This window comes from Lentilactobacillus senioris DSM 24302 = JCM 17472 (genome assembly GCF_001436555.1).
GTDB lineage: Bacteria > Bacillota > Bacilli > Lactobacillales > Lactobacillaceae > Lentilactobacillus > Lentilactobacillus senioris.
This window is the reverse complement of sequence record NZ_AYZR01000008.1, coordinates 126,363-143,247: the sequence shown is the minus strand read 5'-3', so window position 1 is coordinate 143,247 and position 16,885 is coordinate 126,363. Positions and strand designations below refer to the sequence as shown.

General features: G+C 36.7%; 23 protein-coding genes. 11 read left to right on the top strand and 12 right to left on the bottom strand.

All coding sequences use genetic code 11. The features are described 5' to 3' along the window. Positions 1–37: 37 nt before the first annotated feature. Both FC56_RS03930 and FC56_RS03925 read right to left on the bottom strand, forming a co-directional pair. Positions 38–481, bottom strand: coding sequence for a hypothetical protein (locus FC56_RS03930; protein ID WP_054669256.1), 444 nt, complete (start codon positions 479–481; stop codon positions 38–40). Positions 482–504: 23 nt separating this feature from the next. Beyond that, positions 505–840 (bottom strand): hypothetical protein, encoded by a 336-nt coding sequence (locus FC56_RS03925; RefSeq protein ID WP_056978134.1) that lies wholly within the window; start codon positions 838–840, stop codon positions 505–507. Between the two features lie 227 nt (positions 841–1,067). On the opposite strand from FC56_RS03925, the gene FC56_RS08180 reads away from it, so the two are divergent. Next, positions 1,068–1,292, top strand: coding sequence for a hypothetical protein (locus tag FC56_RS08180; RefSeq protein WP_162256155.1), 225 nt, complete (start codon positions 1,068–1,070; stop codon positions 1,290–1,292). Between the two features lie 46 nt (positions 1,293–1,338). Here FC56_RS08180 and FC56_RS03920 read toward each other — a convergent pair whose 3' ends face one another. Next, the gene (locus FC56_RS03920) at positions 1,339–2,088 is read right to left on the bottom strand and encodes a hypothetical protein (protein WP_056978133.1); all 750 of its coding nucleotides are present in this window, start codon (positions 2,086–2,088) and stop codon (positions 1,339–1,341) included. Positions 2,089–2,750: 662 nt separating this feature from the next. On the opposite strand from FC56_RS03920, the gene FC56_RS03915 reads away from it, so the two are divergent. The 4 genes from FC56_RS03915 (at position 2,751) to FC56_RS03900 (ending at position 4,296) form a co-directional block, all read left to right on the top strand. Continuing rightward, a complete protein-coding gene (locus tag FC56_RS03915; RefSeq protein ID WP_056978132.1) occupies positions 2,751–3,164 on the top strand; it encodes a hypothetical protein in 414 nt (137 codons plus the stop codon). A gap of 21 nt (positions 3,165–3,185) precedes the next feature. After that, a complete protein-coding gene (locus tag FC56_RS03910) occupies positions 3,186–3,374 on the top strand; it encodes a hypothetical protein (RefSeq protein WP_054669265.1) in 189 nt (62 codons plus the stop codon). A 119-nt stretch (positions 3,375–3,493) separates the two neighbouring features. Then, the gene (locus FC56_RS03905) at positions 3,494–3,859 is read left to right on the top strand and encodes a DUF805 domain-containing protein (protein WP_056978131.1); all 366 of its coding nucleotides are present in this window, start codon (positions 3,494–3,496) and stop codon (positions 3,857–3,859) included. A gap of 80 nt (positions 3,860–3,939) precedes the next feature. Further along, positions 3,940–4,296: an MmcQ/YjbR family DNA-binding protein gene (locus tag FC56_RS03900; RefSeq protein WP_054669269.1), complete on the top strand. Its 357-nt coding sequence runs from the start codon at positions 3,940–3,942 to the stop codon at positions 4,294–4,296. Between the two features lie 194 nt (positions 4,297–4,490). Here FC56_RS03900 and FC56_RS08245 read toward each other — a convergent pair whose 3' ends face one another. The 4 genes from FC56_RS08245 to FC56_RS03885 form a co-directional block, all read right to left on the bottom strand. Then, positions 4,491–4,616: a hypothetical protein gene (locus tag FC56_RS08245; protein WP_263862241.1), complete on the bottom strand. Its 126-nt coding sequence runs from the start codon at positions 4,614–4,616 to the stop codon at positions 4,491–4,493. 159 nt (positions 4,617–4,775) lie between these two features. Further along, on the bottom strand, positions 4,776–5,666 hold the full coding sequence (locus FC56_RS03895; RefSeq protein WP_056978130.1) for a diacylglycerol/lipid kinase family protein: 891 nt from the start codon (positions 5,664–5,666) through the stop codon (positions 4,776–4,778). Between the two features lie 176 nt (positions 5,667–5,842). After that, on the bottom strand, positions 5,843–6,952 hold the full coding sequence (locus FC56_RS03890) for a lactate oxidase (protein WP_056978129.1): 1,110 nt from the start codon (positions 6,950–6,952) through the stop codon (positions 5,843–5,845). Positions 6,953–7,098: 146 nt separating this feature from the next. Then, positions 7,099–7,626, bottom strand: a complete 528-nt coding sequence (locus tag FC56_RS03885) for a cysteine hydrolase family protein (protein ID WP_056978128.1) — start codon at positions 7,624–7,626, stop codon at positions 7,099–7,101. Positions 7,627–7,733: 107 nt separating this feature from the next. On the opposite strand from FC56_RS03885, the gene FC56_RS03880 reads away from it, so the two are divergent. From FC56_RS03880 to FC56_RS03865, 4 genes are all read left to right on the top strand, one after another. Then, positions 7,734–8,066 (top strand): DsrE family protein, encoded by a 333-nt coding sequence (locus FC56_RS03880; protein WP_054669277.1) that lies wholly within the window; start codon positions 7,734–7,736, stop codon positions 8,064–8,066. 178 nt (positions 8,067–8,244) lie between these two features. Further along, entirely contained in the window at positions 8,245–9,984 is a 1,740-nt protein-coding gene (locus FC56_RS03875) for a thiamine pyrophosphate-dependent enzyme (RefSeq protein WP_056978127.1), read from the top strand. Between the two features lie 124 nt (positions 9,985–10,108). Beyond that, positions 10,109–11,029 (top strand): NADP-dependent oxidoreductase, encoded by a 921-nt coding sequence (locus FC56_RS03870; RefSeq protein WP_056978126.1) that lies wholly within the window; start codon positions 10,109–10,111, stop codon positions 11,027–11,029. Between the two features lie 201 nt (positions 11,030–11,230). Further along, a complete protein-coding gene (locus FC56_RS03865; protein ID WP_054669281.1) occupies positions 11,231–11,533 on the top strand; it encodes a hypothetical protein in 303 nt (100 codons plus the stop codon). Positions 11,534–11,696: 163 nt separating this feature from the next. On the opposite strand, the gene FC56_RS03860 is transcribed toward FC56_RS03865, so the two are convergent. Continuing rightward, positions 11,697–12,155, bottom strand: coding sequence for a MarR family winged helix-turn-helix transcriptional regulator (locus FC56_RS03860; protein ID WP_054669282.1), 459 nt, complete (start codon positions 12,153–12,155; stop codon positions 11,697–11,699). 164 nt (positions 12,156–12,319) lie between these two features. Here FC56_RS03860 and FC56_RS03855 point away from each other — a divergent pair, with 164 nt between their 5' ends. Together FC56_RS03855 and FC56_RS03850 are read left to right on the top strand one after the other, a co-directional pair. Beyond that, positions 12,320–13,150 carry a LicD family protein gene (locus tag FC56_RS03855; protein ID WP_056978125.1) on the top strand — a complete coding sequence of 277 codons (831 nt, stop codon included), beginning with the start codon at positions 12,320–12,322 and terminating at the stop codon, positions 13,148–13,150. 23 nt (positions 13,151–13,173) lie between these two features. Continuing rightward, the gene (locus tag FC56_RS03850) at positions 13,174–13,482 is read left to right on the top strand and encodes a DUF960 family protein (protein ID WP_056978124.1); all 309 of its coding nucleotides are present in this window, start codon (positions 13,174–13,176) and stop codon (positions 13,480–13,482) included. Between the two features lie 75 nt (positions 13,483–13,557). On the opposite strand, the gene FC56_RS03845 is transcribed toward FC56_RS03850, so the two are convergent. The 4 genes from FC56_RS03845 to FC56_RS03830 form a co-directional block, all read right to left on the bottom strand. After that, complete coding sequence (locus FC56_RS03845) at positions 13,558–13,866, bottom strand: hypothetical protein (protein ID WP_054669288.1); 309 nt, start codon at positions 13,864–13,866, stop codon at positions 13,558–13,560. Between the two features lie 166 nt (positions 13,867–14,032). Then, positions 14,033–15,097, bottom strand: coding sequence for an ABC transporter ATP-binding protein (locus tag FC56_RS03840; protein WP_056978123.1), 1,065 nt, complete (start codon positions 15,095–15,097; stop codon positions 14,033–14,035). Positions 15,098–15,200: 103 nt separating this feature from the next. After that, positions 15,201–15,971: a glycoside hydrolase family 73 protein gene (locus tag FC56_RS03835; RefSeq protein ID WP_056978122.1), complete on the bottom strand. Its 771-nt coding sequence runs from the start codon at positions 15,969–15,971 to the stop codon at positions 15,201–15,203. 114 nt (positions 15,972–16,085) lie between these two features. Continuing rightward, positions 16,086–16,793, bottom strand: a complete 708-nt coding sequence (locus FC56_RS03830) for a glucosamine-6-phosphate deaminase (protein ID WP_054669295.1) — start codon at positions 16,791–16,793, stop codon at positions 16,086–16,088. Positions 16,794–16,885 lie beyond the last annotated feature (92 nt).

The following is a 16,885-nucleotide window of genomic DNA, read 5'->3' as shown; positions in this document are numbered from 1 at the left end:
ACACCAAACTTTCTAGATTGTTATCAGAATCATAAGTTTATAATTCAAATCCTTTGCGCTTGGCTACTGCTTTAATAAATTTATTTGCCACTCGTGATACTTTTGCGCCAGAAACATGCAAGTGTTCCGCTGCTTCCGTGGCTGTACGATAATCACTAAAGAAAACCGCTGCAATAATCTTTAAATCATGTTCATTTAATTCAGCCAAGCAAGCATTAATCACGTCTTGATTGTCTTGTAATCCTGCTAAATTGTTATCACGTTTTAAAGCCCATATTTTAGGGTCTTTTATCGTGGGATCTTTGTACCCATCGTACAACGCTTCTTTGATCTGCTTTTCAGTCAGATCTTTGTTACTGTTGCGCAATGATTCCTCTGCTGCTTCTTGAACCATGTTCTTGACTCGATCGTTAATGTACTGATCGCAATAAGGATAGTCATGTAAGATAGATTCGATGTACTTCTTGGCATTGAATACCATAACAGCAACCTCCCAATATTAAGTTAGTAAATAAATGGCCTATCAAAATCTATTCCTAGATCTACACCAGCCAACTTTAATAGCTTCATGGCTTGGCGACTGATTACCATTTTGCTTACATTTAGGTCGTACAAGCCTCTTACAATATAGGCACGATCTAGCTTCTTGCCCTGCTGATAAGCTTCAAGCGCTCTACTGTCGTCTTCTGCTTGTAGCTTCTCAATACTTTTCTGTTGTGCTGCTACTTGCTCCATGATCTCTACAGCAGATTGGATTAACTCAATATCATGCTTAGTTAATGGTAATTCTGCTGGCCGTTTGGTTAGTAAGAAGTTATAAAGATCTTCTCGTGACTTCATACGCTTCACCCTCTTTCTGAATAGAACATTGGTTTATACTATTATTGTATTTGATCTACTATTTCCATGTGGGTCATTCATGGGCCAACTTTAGCCAAACAAAAAAGCCCTAACTATTGTAGTTAAGGGCTGGTGTTGGTATTATGTAATTGTAGTATTGGCGTACACCTCGAAGGTGAATACTACCATTTGAATGTTATTTTAAAGTCTATGATAAGTAAGCTAACGTGGATAGTAAGGCTTACTTTCGTGGGCTTTTTTACTTTCAATTTATTACTACAACATGTGCGCAAGCTGGTCGAGGTGTTGGTGGTTCCAAACGACTAAGACCCGACAACTTCTCATTTGATGTATTACAAATTAGTCCAAGAAACAAAACTGTAAAGCGTCACCGTTATGGTTTTGGCCGTAATAACGAATCAGGTTACTTCTTAGGATCTTGGAAGTGGTAAAATAAAAGCGTCCCTTTTGGGGCGCTTTTTTTATTGCTAATTTTAATTATTTGTAAAGCATAATTGAATAAAAACTTGGCAATGTTTCTTCATCTGGAGTAGGATAATAACCCGTTGCATAAATATTATATCCGGCATAATTATCAGGATTAATGCCCTTTTCCTTTAAATCTTTTAATAGAAATTCTCTAAAAGTTATTTTATGTTCTTTAAAGGCTATGATTTGATCGCTGGTTGGCACATTCATAATATCTATGGTGTTTGCCCGTTGCTCCGGCGTTCTAGGGTCCATGGTTGGATTTTCTGGATCATAGTTGGCGTTCCATTTGGCCATATTATTATCAAATTTAGTCCCTTTAAATACATCAAGAATTACTGGGACGTAACTTGATTTGATATAAGGGTTATCACTTACAAAATTATCATCGTTATTTTTGGAAGGTGCTTGATATTTACCCTTAACTAAGTATCCGCGGTAAACATACCCGGATACTTTTTTGTTGCCACTAGTGACTTTATAAAAGACACCGGACTTGTTGCCTTTAACCATTTTGATACTCTTACTTACATACCAAGTGGTATGTGGATAGTTTTTCAAATTGTGTAGTTTCTTGGTGTGGTTCCAGTTGTACATGTAAGCAGTCTTGTTACTCTTGTTGTGCCATGGAATATTTTTATAGTTCTTAGTCTTAACCCATTTGTAACCAGCGGCGTGAGCTTGTGGTTGTTGTGCAGCCATGCCGACGCCCACGGCCATTAAACCGGTCATGATAAATCCAATTGCTTTCTTGTTCATTTCTTTCACTCCCTTTGACGTTATTATGCTAGGTTGTATCTAAATAATCAATAGAACATTAGGTTTAGCGATTTTAAGGGAAGTAACGAACTATGTAACTAACATGGTTCGTATTGGGCATAACCAGCACTTTATTTAATTGCCGTCAATACGTCGCCTTAAAATCGACCGATCATAACATAATTAGCCAATACCTTTGAGGTTATACGACTCAATATTGAAGTGTCACACCCTTGATAACTTCTCACGCTACTTTAATAGTAAAAGTAAAGGGGCTTTCTGTATTGGATTCACAATGAATTGTCCGATTTATTGCATAACTTTACCATAGACCCGCTTTATATATAACCGTGGGTCCATTCGTGGGCCAACATTTGTCAAAAAAATCCCCGCCATTACAGTTGATAGAGATTATTTTTAAAAATCATACTGATCTTAGTATCTCAGAACACTTGCAACCAAAATATGTACACAATTAACTAGCAAACTACAGCCTAATTAATCAATTTTTCCCAGCTTACAATTAAGCATTAATTTTATAGCTAAGATTGTTCAATTAAAAATAGTATAATAAAAAATGACAATTACACACGTCCAATGCCCAACGACGCTAAAAGCTGGCAATTAACTTAGTCGATAGACTAAGATTCGGAGGTTTTACCATGAAGTTTAGAAATCCTATATTAACGGGATTAGCGGTCATGTCATTCGGGATGATGGTTGGCGCTTCCCCTGCAACCCCTGCAAGTGCTAAAACGTATAAGAGCGTTCCTCGTTCAATTCGAGGTTATTACATTTCTAAGAGAGCCCATGAAGCTTTAGCCATTAGTTCCAAGCATGTTGTAGAAGCCTGGCCACTAGCTGATGCATATCAATCCACAGTTACCAAGGTTAAAAATTCTGGCCACAAGTATAGTATTCGTGCTTATATAATGCTAGGCGGTCGTAATTACACCACCTATAAATTAAGCCACTATGCTCATAATCGGCTCGCCTCTGGTGGTTATTCATTCCAAAAAGTCAGCAAACATACTTACAGTAAATTCTTAAATAGTTGGAAATATGTACGAGGCTAAAAATTCATTGGGGTTAATTAAATGCTTATTATTAGGATGATCGGCTGGATTTTAGCACTTATAGCAGTTCTAGTAGCATTCTTTTCCACTACTTGGAGTTCCTTTCGATTAGATATTTTTGGTGAGAAAGGGATGTTTAAACAACTGGCTATTGCGTTTGCACTGGCCATAATTAGTTTAGGAACGCTCTATTTTTCTGGTGCTATTTAACTAGGAAAAACTAATGAACGGTTCCTATTCTGGTGATTCAAAGTAGTTCTTTTCTGTCAGCATAAATCACGACCAATAAAACTGATTGTCGTTAAAAGCTGAAAAAAGGAGGGATTTACGTGATTGAATCATATAAGCGTTATTGGAAGCAAATTGGTGTTTTTTCCGGTACCGCAAGCCGTCCAGACTATTGGTGGCCAGCCATTATTAATTATGTTTTAGGGGTTATTTTTGCAGTTATTCTTCAAAACGTTCTTGGCCACCCAATGAATGACATTTATAGCTGGAAAGATCTTAATGTCGATTTAAGCGTCAAAATCATAGGTTTTGTAGTTTTTATTGCTAATTGGTCAGTCAAGGTTCGTCGATTACATGATACTAACCGTTCTGGTTGGTGGATTTTAATCGAAATCATTCCGGTTATTGGTTGGATTTGGATGTTTATTTTAATGATATTACCATCTAAAAAAAGTCGTTGGAATTAAGTAACCATCTCCCGCTCTGGTGATTCGTAGTAGTTCGATTCTACTAGCGGGAATTTGATTAAACAAAGGGAGTCCACATCATGACAACTAGAAACGATATTTTTAATTATTTAAAGAAGCAATATAATTCATCTCCTGAATTTTTATGGCGAAAATACCCTAATTACGCTGTATTCAAGCATGATAGTGGAAAATGGTTTGCTGCAGTTATGAACGTAACTCCCAAATTCTTGAATCTATCAGAAGAAAAAGATGTGGATATTATTGATCTTAAAATTGATCCAGAATTAGGCAGCATCTTAAAGCAAAAAGACGGTTACTATCCCGGTTACCATATGAATAAAGAAAACTGGATAGCGATACTTTTAAATGCTGATACTGATTTTGATGAACTAAAAAAATTAATAAATGATAGTTACTTAGCAACAGATAAATAACCATGCCTAAGTCTTAAATAATTTCAATTATGGTATGGATTGAATAAATTATTCCTTGGCTAAAAAATCTACAAATACATTAAGTAGATAGTTTATCAATGCAAAAGATTACAGGTCTATACATGAACAAAAAGTTTATATCAATAAAAAATAAGTCCTAACTATACAGTTAGGACTTGTTTTTTACATTGTGATTAATGAAATACTTTCCAGTAGATCACTCCAGCTACTAACAGAATAACAATAGTAGCTTCTATTTTTTCTTTAGTTGTAGTCTTTCGTGCTTCAACGGTAACGTGTTTAGTTTCTAATAGTTTCATTATTAAGCCCCCTTTCAAATTGTTACTTAAATATTTGGAACCCATCAGATGACGGTTCCTTGAGTTCAAACTATAACATTATAATTAAATCTATCACTAACTCGCCGTTCTATGTAGTATTAAAAACACTTCACCACGTGTTTTTAATTTTACGGTACTTTAATCTGATTCAGGCACAATAATTTTAATAAATTGCTTCTTTACGTGTAAATTGACCGGCAGTTCCCCCGCTTCATCCCCATCAATTCGGACCTCCACCTTCTTATTATCTAAGCTACTAATATTAGCCTGCTCTAATTTTAAATAACTAGCATCATTAAGTTTCCGAATTTGGCCAGTAATGAAGTAACTAAAATATCCTACCAACCTCCATGGAGAAAAGCGTTTTAATACAGTAATATGAATCTGATGGTCATCAATATCAACTTCCGGATCAAATTTAGTAAAACCACCTATCGAGCTGGTGGTGGTGACCAGCAAAAACCTAGTACTGAATTGGTAGCGCTGATGGTTACTCTTAACTACAATTGAAGCAGGCTTAGTAGTCAGTATTTTTTTAGCGCCACTAAATAAGTAGGCCAAGGCTCCCCATCGTTGCTTTTCTTCTTGTCGAACCCCCTTAGCCATTTCAGCAATGGTCCCAAGGGTTAAACTACTGACAATTGCTCGTTGATTAGTGTGAAGGAGATCAGCGTTTACGACTCGTCCGTGCAAAATAACTTCAGTTGCTGCTTTGGAGTCTAGTGGAATGTTCATGGCTCTAGCAAAATTATTGACCGTTCCACCTGGTAAAATCCCAATTACCGGACTGTTATCCAAACTGATAAGTGCTGAAAAAACAGTATTAAGCGAACCATCCCCGCCGACCACCACCAAAGTTTCTATGTTTTTTATATTCTTTTGAACATAATCAATTGCTTGTTCTCTACTGGTGGTTCCAATCAACTCAACTGTTTGTTGCGCATTCTCTGCTGTATTTTTAAATTGTTTAGCTCGTTTTTCACTATCAGAGTCACCGGCAGACTGATTATAAAGGACAGTATATTTCATTATTCCACCTCCTAGTCTGGGTAACCTTATTATGGCATAAACTCAGTTCAGATAGTAATTTAAGCAAATTTTGCTGGTAACAACTATTGCTGTGGTGCATCCGAATTATTTACCCGTCACTCATAATAATTGCTAAACTTTAAAAGTCACAAAAAAACAGCCTTTCGGCTGTTTTTTTAATACTTAAAATCTGCTAATTTGGATTGCTTAACTTCATCAATCGTCTTGGTACCTGCCAATTGCATGGTAGTAGCAAATTCATGGTTTAATTCTTGAATGGCATCTTGGACACCTAATGCACCACCCAATGCTAAGGCATAAACAAATGGTCTGCCTAAAGCTACTAGGTCAGCACCAGCTGCTAAAGCCTTAAAGACATCAGAACCACGACGAACACCACTATCAAAGATAATTGGTACTCTTCCTGCCACGGAGTCAGCAATAGCACTTAGGGCGTCAAATGAGGCTGGACCACCATTCAATTGACGGCCACCATGGTTAGAAACGTAAATTCCTGCTGCTCCAGCTCCAATTGCTAATTCAGCATCTTCTGGAGTTTGAATTCCCTTTACAATGACTGGTAGATCACTGTATTCAGCAATTCTTCTGACATCATCAGGACTAATCTTTTGTGCAGCAGCTGCATAAATTTCGGCAATTCCTTGACCTTTACCAGCGCCTTCGCTGAACTTTTCCAAGTTAGCCATTGGAATTGGGAATTGGAAGTCATTAATAATATCGGCTTCTCGATAACCATCAACAGTGGCATCAGCGGTTAAAATAATTCCCTTTACCCCAGCTTTTTTAGCTTCATCTAAAATCGCTTCGTTAAACTTCCAATCTTTACTCATGTAAAGTTGGAAAAATTGAGGAGCGCCCTCTCCAGCTGCTGCAGTATCAGCAATAGATGCTGAAGAATAAGTACTCTGAGCCATCAAAGCCCCCTCATTAGCAAATGCCTTGGCCGTATCTACTTCCCCTTTAGAATGGGCCAAACCTTGAGCAGCTAATGGTGCCATCATTACCGGAGTCTTCAAATCAATGCCAAATACGTTAGTGCTCATATCTGGGTTATCAATGTTAGCCAGAGTTCTTGGATAAATTTGCTTGTGAGTAAATGCCTTGCGGTTTTGAGCCAATGTCCAATCATCTTCAGAACCACCAACTATGTAGCCGAATCCACCGGTAGGGATAATTTCTTTAGCCCGCTTTTCCAATGATTCTAAGTTTAAAACGTTGATGTGTTCTTCACGATCGCTTTGTTCATATCCATTAACAACTGTCATAATACAGCCTCCTAATAAATTTTACTAAGGTCATTCTAATTCACTTACTTTTAATAAGCAACATCTTTTTTATTATTTTGTTATTAATCGTCACTAAAAAACCCGCTAACTCTTTACAAGTCAGCGGATTTTATTAATTTATTTTTTTAAAGCAACTCAGTACTAGAAACAATTTTAGCACCATACATGGTCTTAATATAATTTAACGCATGCTTATAATCTTTATCGTTTAATGCCTCGGTAGTTTCAGTAGGTACCGTAATCTCATAACCTCGTAAACAAGCATCTGCAGCAGAATGTTGGATACAAATATTAGTAACCACCCCGGTCAAAATAAGATTATCCACATTCAGTTCACGCAAAAGAGAATCCAACCCCGTTTCAAAAAAAGCGCTATACGTTCGCTTTTCTAACGAGTAATCACCAACTTGAGGAGTCAGTTCCTTAGTAATTTGACCGCCCCACGTGCCCTTCATGCTATGGTTTTCCCAAATGGTTAACTCATGATCGGCTGAGTAATGTGCATCAGAAACGTAAATGACTGGAACGGAGTGTTTCCTAGCTCTACTTACCAAATCTTTGATCGGTTCAATTGTTTTTAATGCCCGGTCATTTCTTAATTTGCCAGTCAAAAAATCGTTAGTCATATCAATTACTAAAATTGCTGGTTGCATTTCAAGTCTCCTCCCGAAATTAACAAATGGGTTACAGTAATTGCTATTAAGATACCATAGATTATAATTGCTGATAAGAAATTCTATTAAATACATGGAGGCAAAACATGAATACTATTTTTCACATCAATGAATCTAATAAATGGACTACACTGTTTAGCAACGTAACTCACATGAACAAATGGATGCAATCAACTGCAACTACTGGAACGATTGAAGTTTTGGTTAACGGTTCCGCAGTTAGCGATGTTATTAAAAACAGCGATATTAACTTAAGCCAGTTAACTAACATGGGAATTATGGTAGCAGTATGTAATAATTCCCTAGTTCAACGAGATATTAAAACCGATTCATTGCAGGCAAATCTTCAAGTCGTTCCAGTCGGTGTTGTAGAATTAGCCGCCAAGCAAATAGCTGGTTACGCCTATATTAAGCCCTAAATCTCATTTTAACTTCACAATCAATTTAACACTGAAAGTGCCTGTAAATATACGTTTTTGCCATTAAAGTTATTCTTTGTGAATAAAACCATTGCATTTCTTAAACAAATGGAGTAAGTTATAAAACGTACTTACAAAAAACAAGTAAAAAGAATTTTATTCTGAGGAGTGGATTATTATGACAAAAATGAGTGCAGGTCAAGCTCTAGCTAAAGTATTAGAAAGTTGGGATGTTGACCACATTTACGGAATTACCGCTGACTCAATTAATAATACCGTTGACGGTCTTTATCAAGAACGTGATCAAATCAAATATATTCAAGTTCGCCACGAAGAAGTTGGTGCTTTGGCAGCCACTGCAGACGCAAAACTAACTGGCAAAGTCGGTGTCAGTTTTGGTTCAGCTGGACCAGGTGCCACTCACCTATTTAACGGCCTTTATGATGCCAAAATGGACCATGTTCCTGTAGTTGCTATTATTGGTCAGTCTGCCACATCTGTTATGAATACTTATTATTTCCAAGAAATGGATCAAGATCCAATGTTTGCGGATCTCACCGATTTTCATAAGCAAGCTACTAATCCTGAGCAAATTCCATACATTATGGATCAAGCCATTCGGTATGCTTACCAGCACAAAGGACCAGCAGTAGTAATTATTCCTGATGATCTCTCTGGTGAAGAAATTGACTTTGAACCATTTAAATCAACTAACGTTATTAATGGAGTATCTGAGGAAGTTATTAATGATCAGGCTGTAGACGATGTTTACGACATGCTAAAAGCAGCTAAGCACCCAGTTTTGTGGGTAGGTTTAGGAATGAAGAATGCTCGTGATGAAGTTATTGCATTTTCTGAAAAGTTCAGTGTTCCAGTCGTTTCCACAGCTCCTGCTACTGGCGTAATGCCTACCGATCATCCTAACTTTATGGGTTCCCGTGGCCGTTTAGGTACCAAGCCTGCTTTTGAAGTTACCCAGGATGCTGATTTAATCATTTTGGCCGGAACCAACTATCCATTTAGCCGCTTCTTACCATCAGGAATTAAATTTGTCCAAATTAATAATGCTCTAGCTGACCTTGGTAAGCAACGAGACGTTGATCTAGCTGTATTAGCAGATGGCAAGAAATTCTTCCAGAAATTAAACCAAAAAGGTGAAGCTATTCCTACTACCCCATTCCTCAAAGCCGCTCAGGAAGATAAGCGTAACTGGGATGCTTGGCTAGACAAGGTAGCAGACGATGATAGTGACGGATTAGCTCCAGAAGCCGTTATCCGTGCTATTAAGGAAAATGCTTCCGACGATGCTGTCTTTGGCCTTGATGTTGGTAACAATTTAATGTGGGCTATTCGCCAACTACCACTTAATAAGAACCAAAAACTATCTATGTCAGCTTGGTTTGGAACGATGGGCTACGGTCTTCCAGCCACAATTGCTGGTCAATTAAGCTATCCTGATAGTCAAGTCTTTAATATCGCTGGTGATGGTGGTTTTGCTATGGTTATGCAAGATTTACTTACCCAGGTCCAATATGACTTACCAATTATTAATGTCGTGCTAGAAAACAAAGTGTTTGGATTTATTCAACACGAAAAGATTCAAGCTGCCCAAGAACCTTATGGTATTAATTTCATCGGTGCTGATTGGGCTGGCTTTGCTGACAGTATGGGAGCCATTGGAATCAAGGTATCCGATCGAAAGTCATTAGCAGAAGCATTTGCTAAGATCAATGAACTTCAAAAATCCGGGAACACTAAACCAATTTTAATTGATGCTAAAATTAAAAACGTGGATCCAGCGGATACTAGTTTTATGCCAATTGATCCAAGTCAATTTGACCAAGATACTATTGATAACTACAATCGAATTTCTAACTTATTTGACCAACCTGCCCTTCAAGACCTACTTGATGAATAAATATTAACTACTTAAGGACAAGCTAGTATTCATAACTAGATTGTCCTTTTTTAATCCAAATAATTGAATTAACCATTGTAATCCCATAAAATTTAGACAATTAAGCAAACAGGAGGATTTCACTATGCAAGCTTTTGGATATGATCATAATGGTGGCCCAGAAGTATTTGAAGAATACGACGTGGCTGTCCCTACGTTAAAAGAAACAGATATTTTAATTGAAACTAAGGCATTTGGTTTAAACAACTTCGAGCGCTCTCAACGAGCTGGAGTTTTTGGTGCAACCACCAAGCTTCGAATTCCTGGTTTCGATGTAGCTGGAGTTGTTAAGGAAGTAGGATCAGCAATTACTAAATTTAAACCAGGTGATCGAGTGGTAGCCCATGGTCGTCACGCTTACTCTGAATATGCCACTAGTAGCGAAAATAGTACGGTTATTATTCCAGCTATTATTTCATTTGAAACTGCCGCGGCCATTGTAACTCCTGGAGTGACGGCTTACAATGCTCTTCATTACTTTGGAAAAGCTAAACCCGGCCAAACAGTAATTGTTAAAGGAGCATCTGGTGGCGTGGGTTCTCTAGCTTCCCAACTAGCCCTAAACTTTGGTGATCAGGTGATTGGTATTGGATCTAGTCGTAGCGAAGCTTACGTGAAATCACTTGGAATTAACGAATACGTAGCTTATGATAAACAAGATCCTGCCCAAATTTTAAAAGATAAGGCAGATCTCGTTATTAATTCAGCAATGAATGGTGCTTCTAGTGCCGAAGATGTCGTCATGGTTAAGCCTGGTGGAATTATTGCCACCGTAGCTAATGATGAACCTGATACTGATAAAGGGGTTGAGGTTAACCATATCGGTCCCACTAAAGATGTCTCCAATGCTGAGGCCCTTCAAACTATCATGGATTTGCTGGCTGAAAACAAATTAACCATTAAAGTTGGTTTAGTTCTCCCCTTCACCCTGGATGGCGTTCGGGAAGGCCATTCCGTTTTAGAAAAACCACACGCTGGCCGTGTTATTATTTCTAAAGAAGCTTAAAATTTACCTAACTATCCCGTCCTGGTGGTAGATAACGGTTCGATTCCGTTAGCGGGAATCAGCTGTCACTGTAAATTATGAAATTACTTGATCTATGTAATTGAATTAAATCTTTATTATAATTAACCAATTGATTGGCTTTTTAGCTAATTATGCCGTTTAATATTACTCAGTAAATAAATAAACGGGGGACTTATAAGTATGTCTTTAATTGCAATTATCATTGATTTCATTACATTAGGATTTTATTTTCTACAATTAAAAGTCTTAACCCATTCTATTTTTATTGTTGGAATAATTATACAAGCAGTTGCGGTATTATTTCTGCTATCCCTAGTAATTTCTTATAAGGGCCAACGTAAAAGTAAATTTTGGAATGATGGTTATCATCCTTACACATTTAAATACGGAATAATTGTGGTTTCATTTGTTCTTAATGGCATCATGCTATTTCTTTATGTTTTGAATTTAACTGGTAACGATATCGTATTCAGTGGCTTTTAATATTATAAATAACACATTTAATTATACTTTAAGCTGTTTTTAAGCTACTCTCAGTATGCTAAAATCACTAGCTAGATACCAGACTTCACCGCTGTATGACAAACATTAAGTCTGAAGATAGCTTTAAGATTTAAAATAAAAAAACCGGCATATGCCGGTTTTTTTATTCACTCAGTTTATTTAAGTCGCCCATTTTACGATTGGCGAAGTCTTTAATAAAATCAATAATATCTCTAGCGCGTTCTGCACCATAATCATTAATCCAATCATCGAAGCGAGCAGCAACAATGTCTGTCACTTTCTTCTCTACTTCTTGACCTTCATCGGATAAATGTAAGTACAATCTTCTTCGATCGCTTTGAGCTGGTTCCTGATAGATATAATCATGATTTAAAAGAACTTTTATTTGGCGGGAAATCGCACTTCGTGTTACCTGACGTTCATTGGCGATGTCCATTAAAGATACCTTCTCACGAGTTGCGATCGTGTGCAAAATTAGGTATTGTTCAAAAGATAACCCATAAGCTTTTGCAGGTTCGGAAACAAAATTGTCCAGATACTTTAGCGATGTCAAATAAACTTCAATTGCCTCTTTCAGCAATGCGTCATTAGTATTACCCATTACAATCCACCATTCCAAAAATTAATTAAGCGTCATACTATTCTTCATTATATAGTCTCCATCTCTAGCTTACAAGTCTAATAACACCATTTAGATTTATTAAATCCCGGAAATTCTCACTCTTGTAGTATAATTTATTCAATAATACTATTAAGGAGATAAGTATGACCACCACAATGATAAACCTAATTCATCAAGCCGAGCTTGATACGCTTAAGGCATTTGTGAAGGTTTGTGAACAACTTGGGCTGCCGTATATCGCTACTGGAGGGACTCTTCTTGGAGCCATTCGGCACCATGGTTTTATCCCGTGGGATGATGATTTAGACGTTGCCATGTTGCGTTCCGATTATGAAACCTTTCTGGCAAAGGCGCCGGAGATCTTGGCCTCTCAACCCTACTTTTTGCAGACCCCTTTTTCTGACGAGAATTATGGCTTAAGCTATGCCAAATTACTCAATCAACATACCTTTATTGAAGAAAAAAATAACGTCAATTATGCTCGTAAGGGAGTTTTTTTGGATATTTTTCCGCTAGATCAGATTCCAGACTCAACTTCTCAATTACGAAAGCAACTCTCCGATATTCATCGCTTAGACAACCGCTTACTATTAAAGCTACACTATAACGTTATAGATACGCCCATGAGGCATTTAATGTCAGAGCTGTCCACAGAACAACGTCAAACTGTTCTAGACCTCAAAAAACGACGGTTAGCTCTAATGCAACAATATAATTCTAATAATATAACGCCTGATACCCAGTTTAAAAATCTAGCCTCTCAATATAGCTACGATAAAGAAATTATGAACTACCATCAAATCACTGATACTGAGCTAGTTCCTTTTGAAGATATGCTCTTAAATGTTTCCAGTGATTACAATAATATCTTAATCAGTCTATATGGTGATTACATGGCACTTCCTCCTGAAAGCCAACAAACTGCTAAACATATTAACCATTTAATTGTAAATAACCAAGAATATTTTGCTTAATTCAATTTGAAAGGAGTCTTTTTATGTTTACAAATCAGCATCCCCGTTACGCAAGTTATGAGGTAATTAATTCATTGCCAGATGAGGCCATCGACTTTGTTTGGTATATGTTAGATAACTATATGCAAGGCCGTTTTACAATGACTAACCTGCTCAAATTTAACTTAATTAATTCTAGTAATCATTTATCCTATGATTACCTGGTAAATGGCGAGGAAGTGGCCACCTTCGACACTCCATATCCGTTTGAAAATCAATTTCCTAGATCCATAGTAGTGTATGATAATGGTGATGAACAGATAATCGCATTACCAAGTGAAATTAATCTATAGCTCAATTTTTAAACTAAAAGAGGCAACGCACTAACAGTGCTGCCTCTTTTTTTAGATCTATCTGATAAATTGCATTTAGCTTAAATGATTTTCTTTTAAAATAATATCCACTTCCGCCTGTGCTTCAGGTGTTCTGGTCCAACGTTCGAAATGATCCATATCTTCCGTAGGCATTTCAAAATTTTCGTTCACCCAGTCTTCATACTTAGCTACATGGGCTGAATGAGGGATATTTAATTGCAAAATTCGAACGCTTTTAATAAAGCCACGTTCAGCTGCTAATTCTGCACGGCCATTTTGAACCATGTTACTAATTTCTACATAGGTATCGCCATCATTTAGCGTTATTTCTTCGATCAAGGTAAGAATTTCATGACTTTTCAAGCTCGTCGCCCCTTCCAAACTATGATGATATACGAAAAAAAAACGGAGGTCAAATTGACCGCCATTTTTAGAGAGAAAGAGAATTGATTAAAAGGTATATTATTACCCTACAAGTAATATACCTTATTATGAAAGCGCTGTCAATTATTACTTCAAAAAAACGCTCCTAAGGAACGTTTAAGTGTTGTAACGGATGTAAAATCAATGATGGATCGCCTAAAACACTAGTAATTGAGTAACCAGAAACGTTTACTAAACAGAAAAAGATTAAGGCAACTAGGACCGCTGCCGTTAAAATTTTGTTAGCTAACGACATTTTTTCACTAATTACAGAACCATAGAATAATTTGTGCACTTCACTAGCAACATTTTTATCTTCTGGATTTGCTTTTTGATGCTCTTCAGTGACCTCTTTTTGATAGGCTTGAATACTAAAATTCTTTTGAATATTTTTTTGTTCTTTTTGGAACTTGGTTTTTTCTTTTTTGGAAAGTCCCCGGAACCACTTAATAAACTTTCGATATTCAGAAGTAACTTCTTTAGTTTCACCAACTGCACGTAGTTTGCCATAGTTAATCCAAGCTACACGATCACATAATAATTCAATTTGTTTCAACGAGTGGCTAACAAACACGATGGTTTTACCCTCTTGTTTGAACTCGTTAATTTTGTCCACACACTTTTGGTAAAAAGTATCATCACCCACAGAAAGGGCTTCATCAATAATTAAAATATCAGGATCAATGTGTACGGCAATCGAGAATCCTAAACGAGATTTCATCCCACTTGAATAACTTTTAACTGGTTGATCAACAAAGTCACCAATATCAGCAAACGCAATAATGTCTGGCATTAGTTCATCAATTTGCTCATTAGTTAATCCTTGCATTAGCGATTTTAAACGAATATTTTCTCGACCCGTTAAATTATTTCTTAGTCCAGCATTAATGGCAACAATGGATGTTTCTCCTTGAACATCCACATAACCAGTAGTTTGAGGAATAATTCCCGAAATAATATTGGAGAGAGTGGATTTACCAGAGCCATTAACCCCAATTAACCCAATTGCTTCTCCAGGCATAATGGTCAATGAAATTCCCATTAATGACCAGAAATGAGGAACATTACTATTATTTAACGAGAAAAACGAGCGCATTTTTTCAGATTGCGTTTTAAATAATTCATATTCTTTGGTGACATTTTCAACTTTTATTTTATATTCAGCAGCCATTTTACTCTTCCTACATCACTATATAGTTTAATCGTTTAGTATTATACCAAAACCCTACTCCCTTAATTAGCGTTTTAGTTAAACTTTGCTAGCTCTTAAGAAATTAACTTAGCTTAATAATGGGAGTTAACGGTTTTATTTTGATTTTACTAGCATCATTTTTAAACGTTGCCCTAGTCTTATCAAAATTACTCAAATCTACTTTGGGGACCTTAACAACCTTTTCTTTTTGAGATCGTACTGTTTTTGTACTTTGTTTATTCATACTATCTTTAACTGAATCTGCAATTTGTTTTTCAATATCTAAAGAACTAGTACTAGTGTCTAATTTAGTTAAATCGTATTTTTGAATCAACTTAGTTAATTTATTACCATACGCCATGTCAGTAGCATAAGTAGCGGACAAAGCAGCAGCGGCATCTCGATAATCGACAGTATTGTCTGTCCAAGTTCCTGAATAATAGTCAGAATCTGTATCGGTTCCATGGCGTAATAAGCTGGCATTATCCTTGATTGCAGCAGTTACGTTAGGATATTTTTTAAAGCTAGCATTCGTAACGTACCGCTTGCCCTTACCCGAATATTCTGCCGTAGCCATCGTCACTGACTGACCATTATAACTTCCTTTGATTCCAAAATAATTATTTCCGGTAACTGCTAATTCAGATTGTCCCCAATCACTTTCCAAAATAGCCTGGGCCATCATCACTGATGCGTAAAGATGATTTTGGTGACTAACCGAAACTACCGGTTTTTTAATACTTTCAATAAAATCAGTTTCTACAGATGCCTGAGCTTTAGTTGACTCTCCCCCAGCCACGACACCTAGCAATACGGTCATTGTTAGTAACAACCGAATTCCAAATCTTTTCATTAATTCTTGATACCTCCAAGGATTGGATTTTTCCAGTCAATAAATTATAACATACGATAAAGCATACAGCTAAACCACAAAAAAAGGAATTCAAAATTGAATTCCTTAATAATTTTAAAGTTCAAGTTGGCTAGCTGCAGCTTCATCTAAAATTACGGTTAAGTCCGGATGTTGTTGTAAGACACTGGCCGGAACATCTTCTGTAACGGGACCTTGAAGTGCGTCTTTAATGATTTGAGCTTTCTTTTCTCCAAAGGCTTCTAATAAAATTTGCTTAGCACCCATAATGGAAGCAATTCCCATGGAGTATGCTTTTTGTGGAACTTCTTCTGGGCTACTAAAGAAGCGTGAATTAGCATTAATTGTGGATTGAGATAGAGCTACTTCGTGAGTTTCTGAATCAAACGGAGTACCTGGCTCGTTAAATCCAATGTGACCATTTTGACCAATACCTAAAATCTGTAAGTCAATTGGGTTGGTTTCGATAATATGATTATATTGATCGATAACTTCAGCAGCGTCTAAATTATTACCGTCTGGAACATATGATTTCTTGAACGGCTTAAAATCGAATAGATTTTTTTGCATGAAATAATGATAACTTTGAGAATTATCTGGCGTTAGCCCAACGTATTCATCTAAATTAATTGAAACGGAATTACTGAAATCTATGTCGCTTGCAGCCAGCGCTTGATACGTTGTTACTGGCGTACTACCAGTAGCTAGCCCAAAAACTTTTGCCCCATTGGCTAAGGCTTCGCTAAAAATTTGAGCACCCTTCTTACCGCCTGCTTCGATATTCTTGACAATAATGATTCTCATTTTAATCACCGGTCTTTCGTTTTGGTATAGTCCAATGATAAAACATATAGACCATTTTTGCAAATAAAAAAGAAAAGCAATTTGCTTTTCTT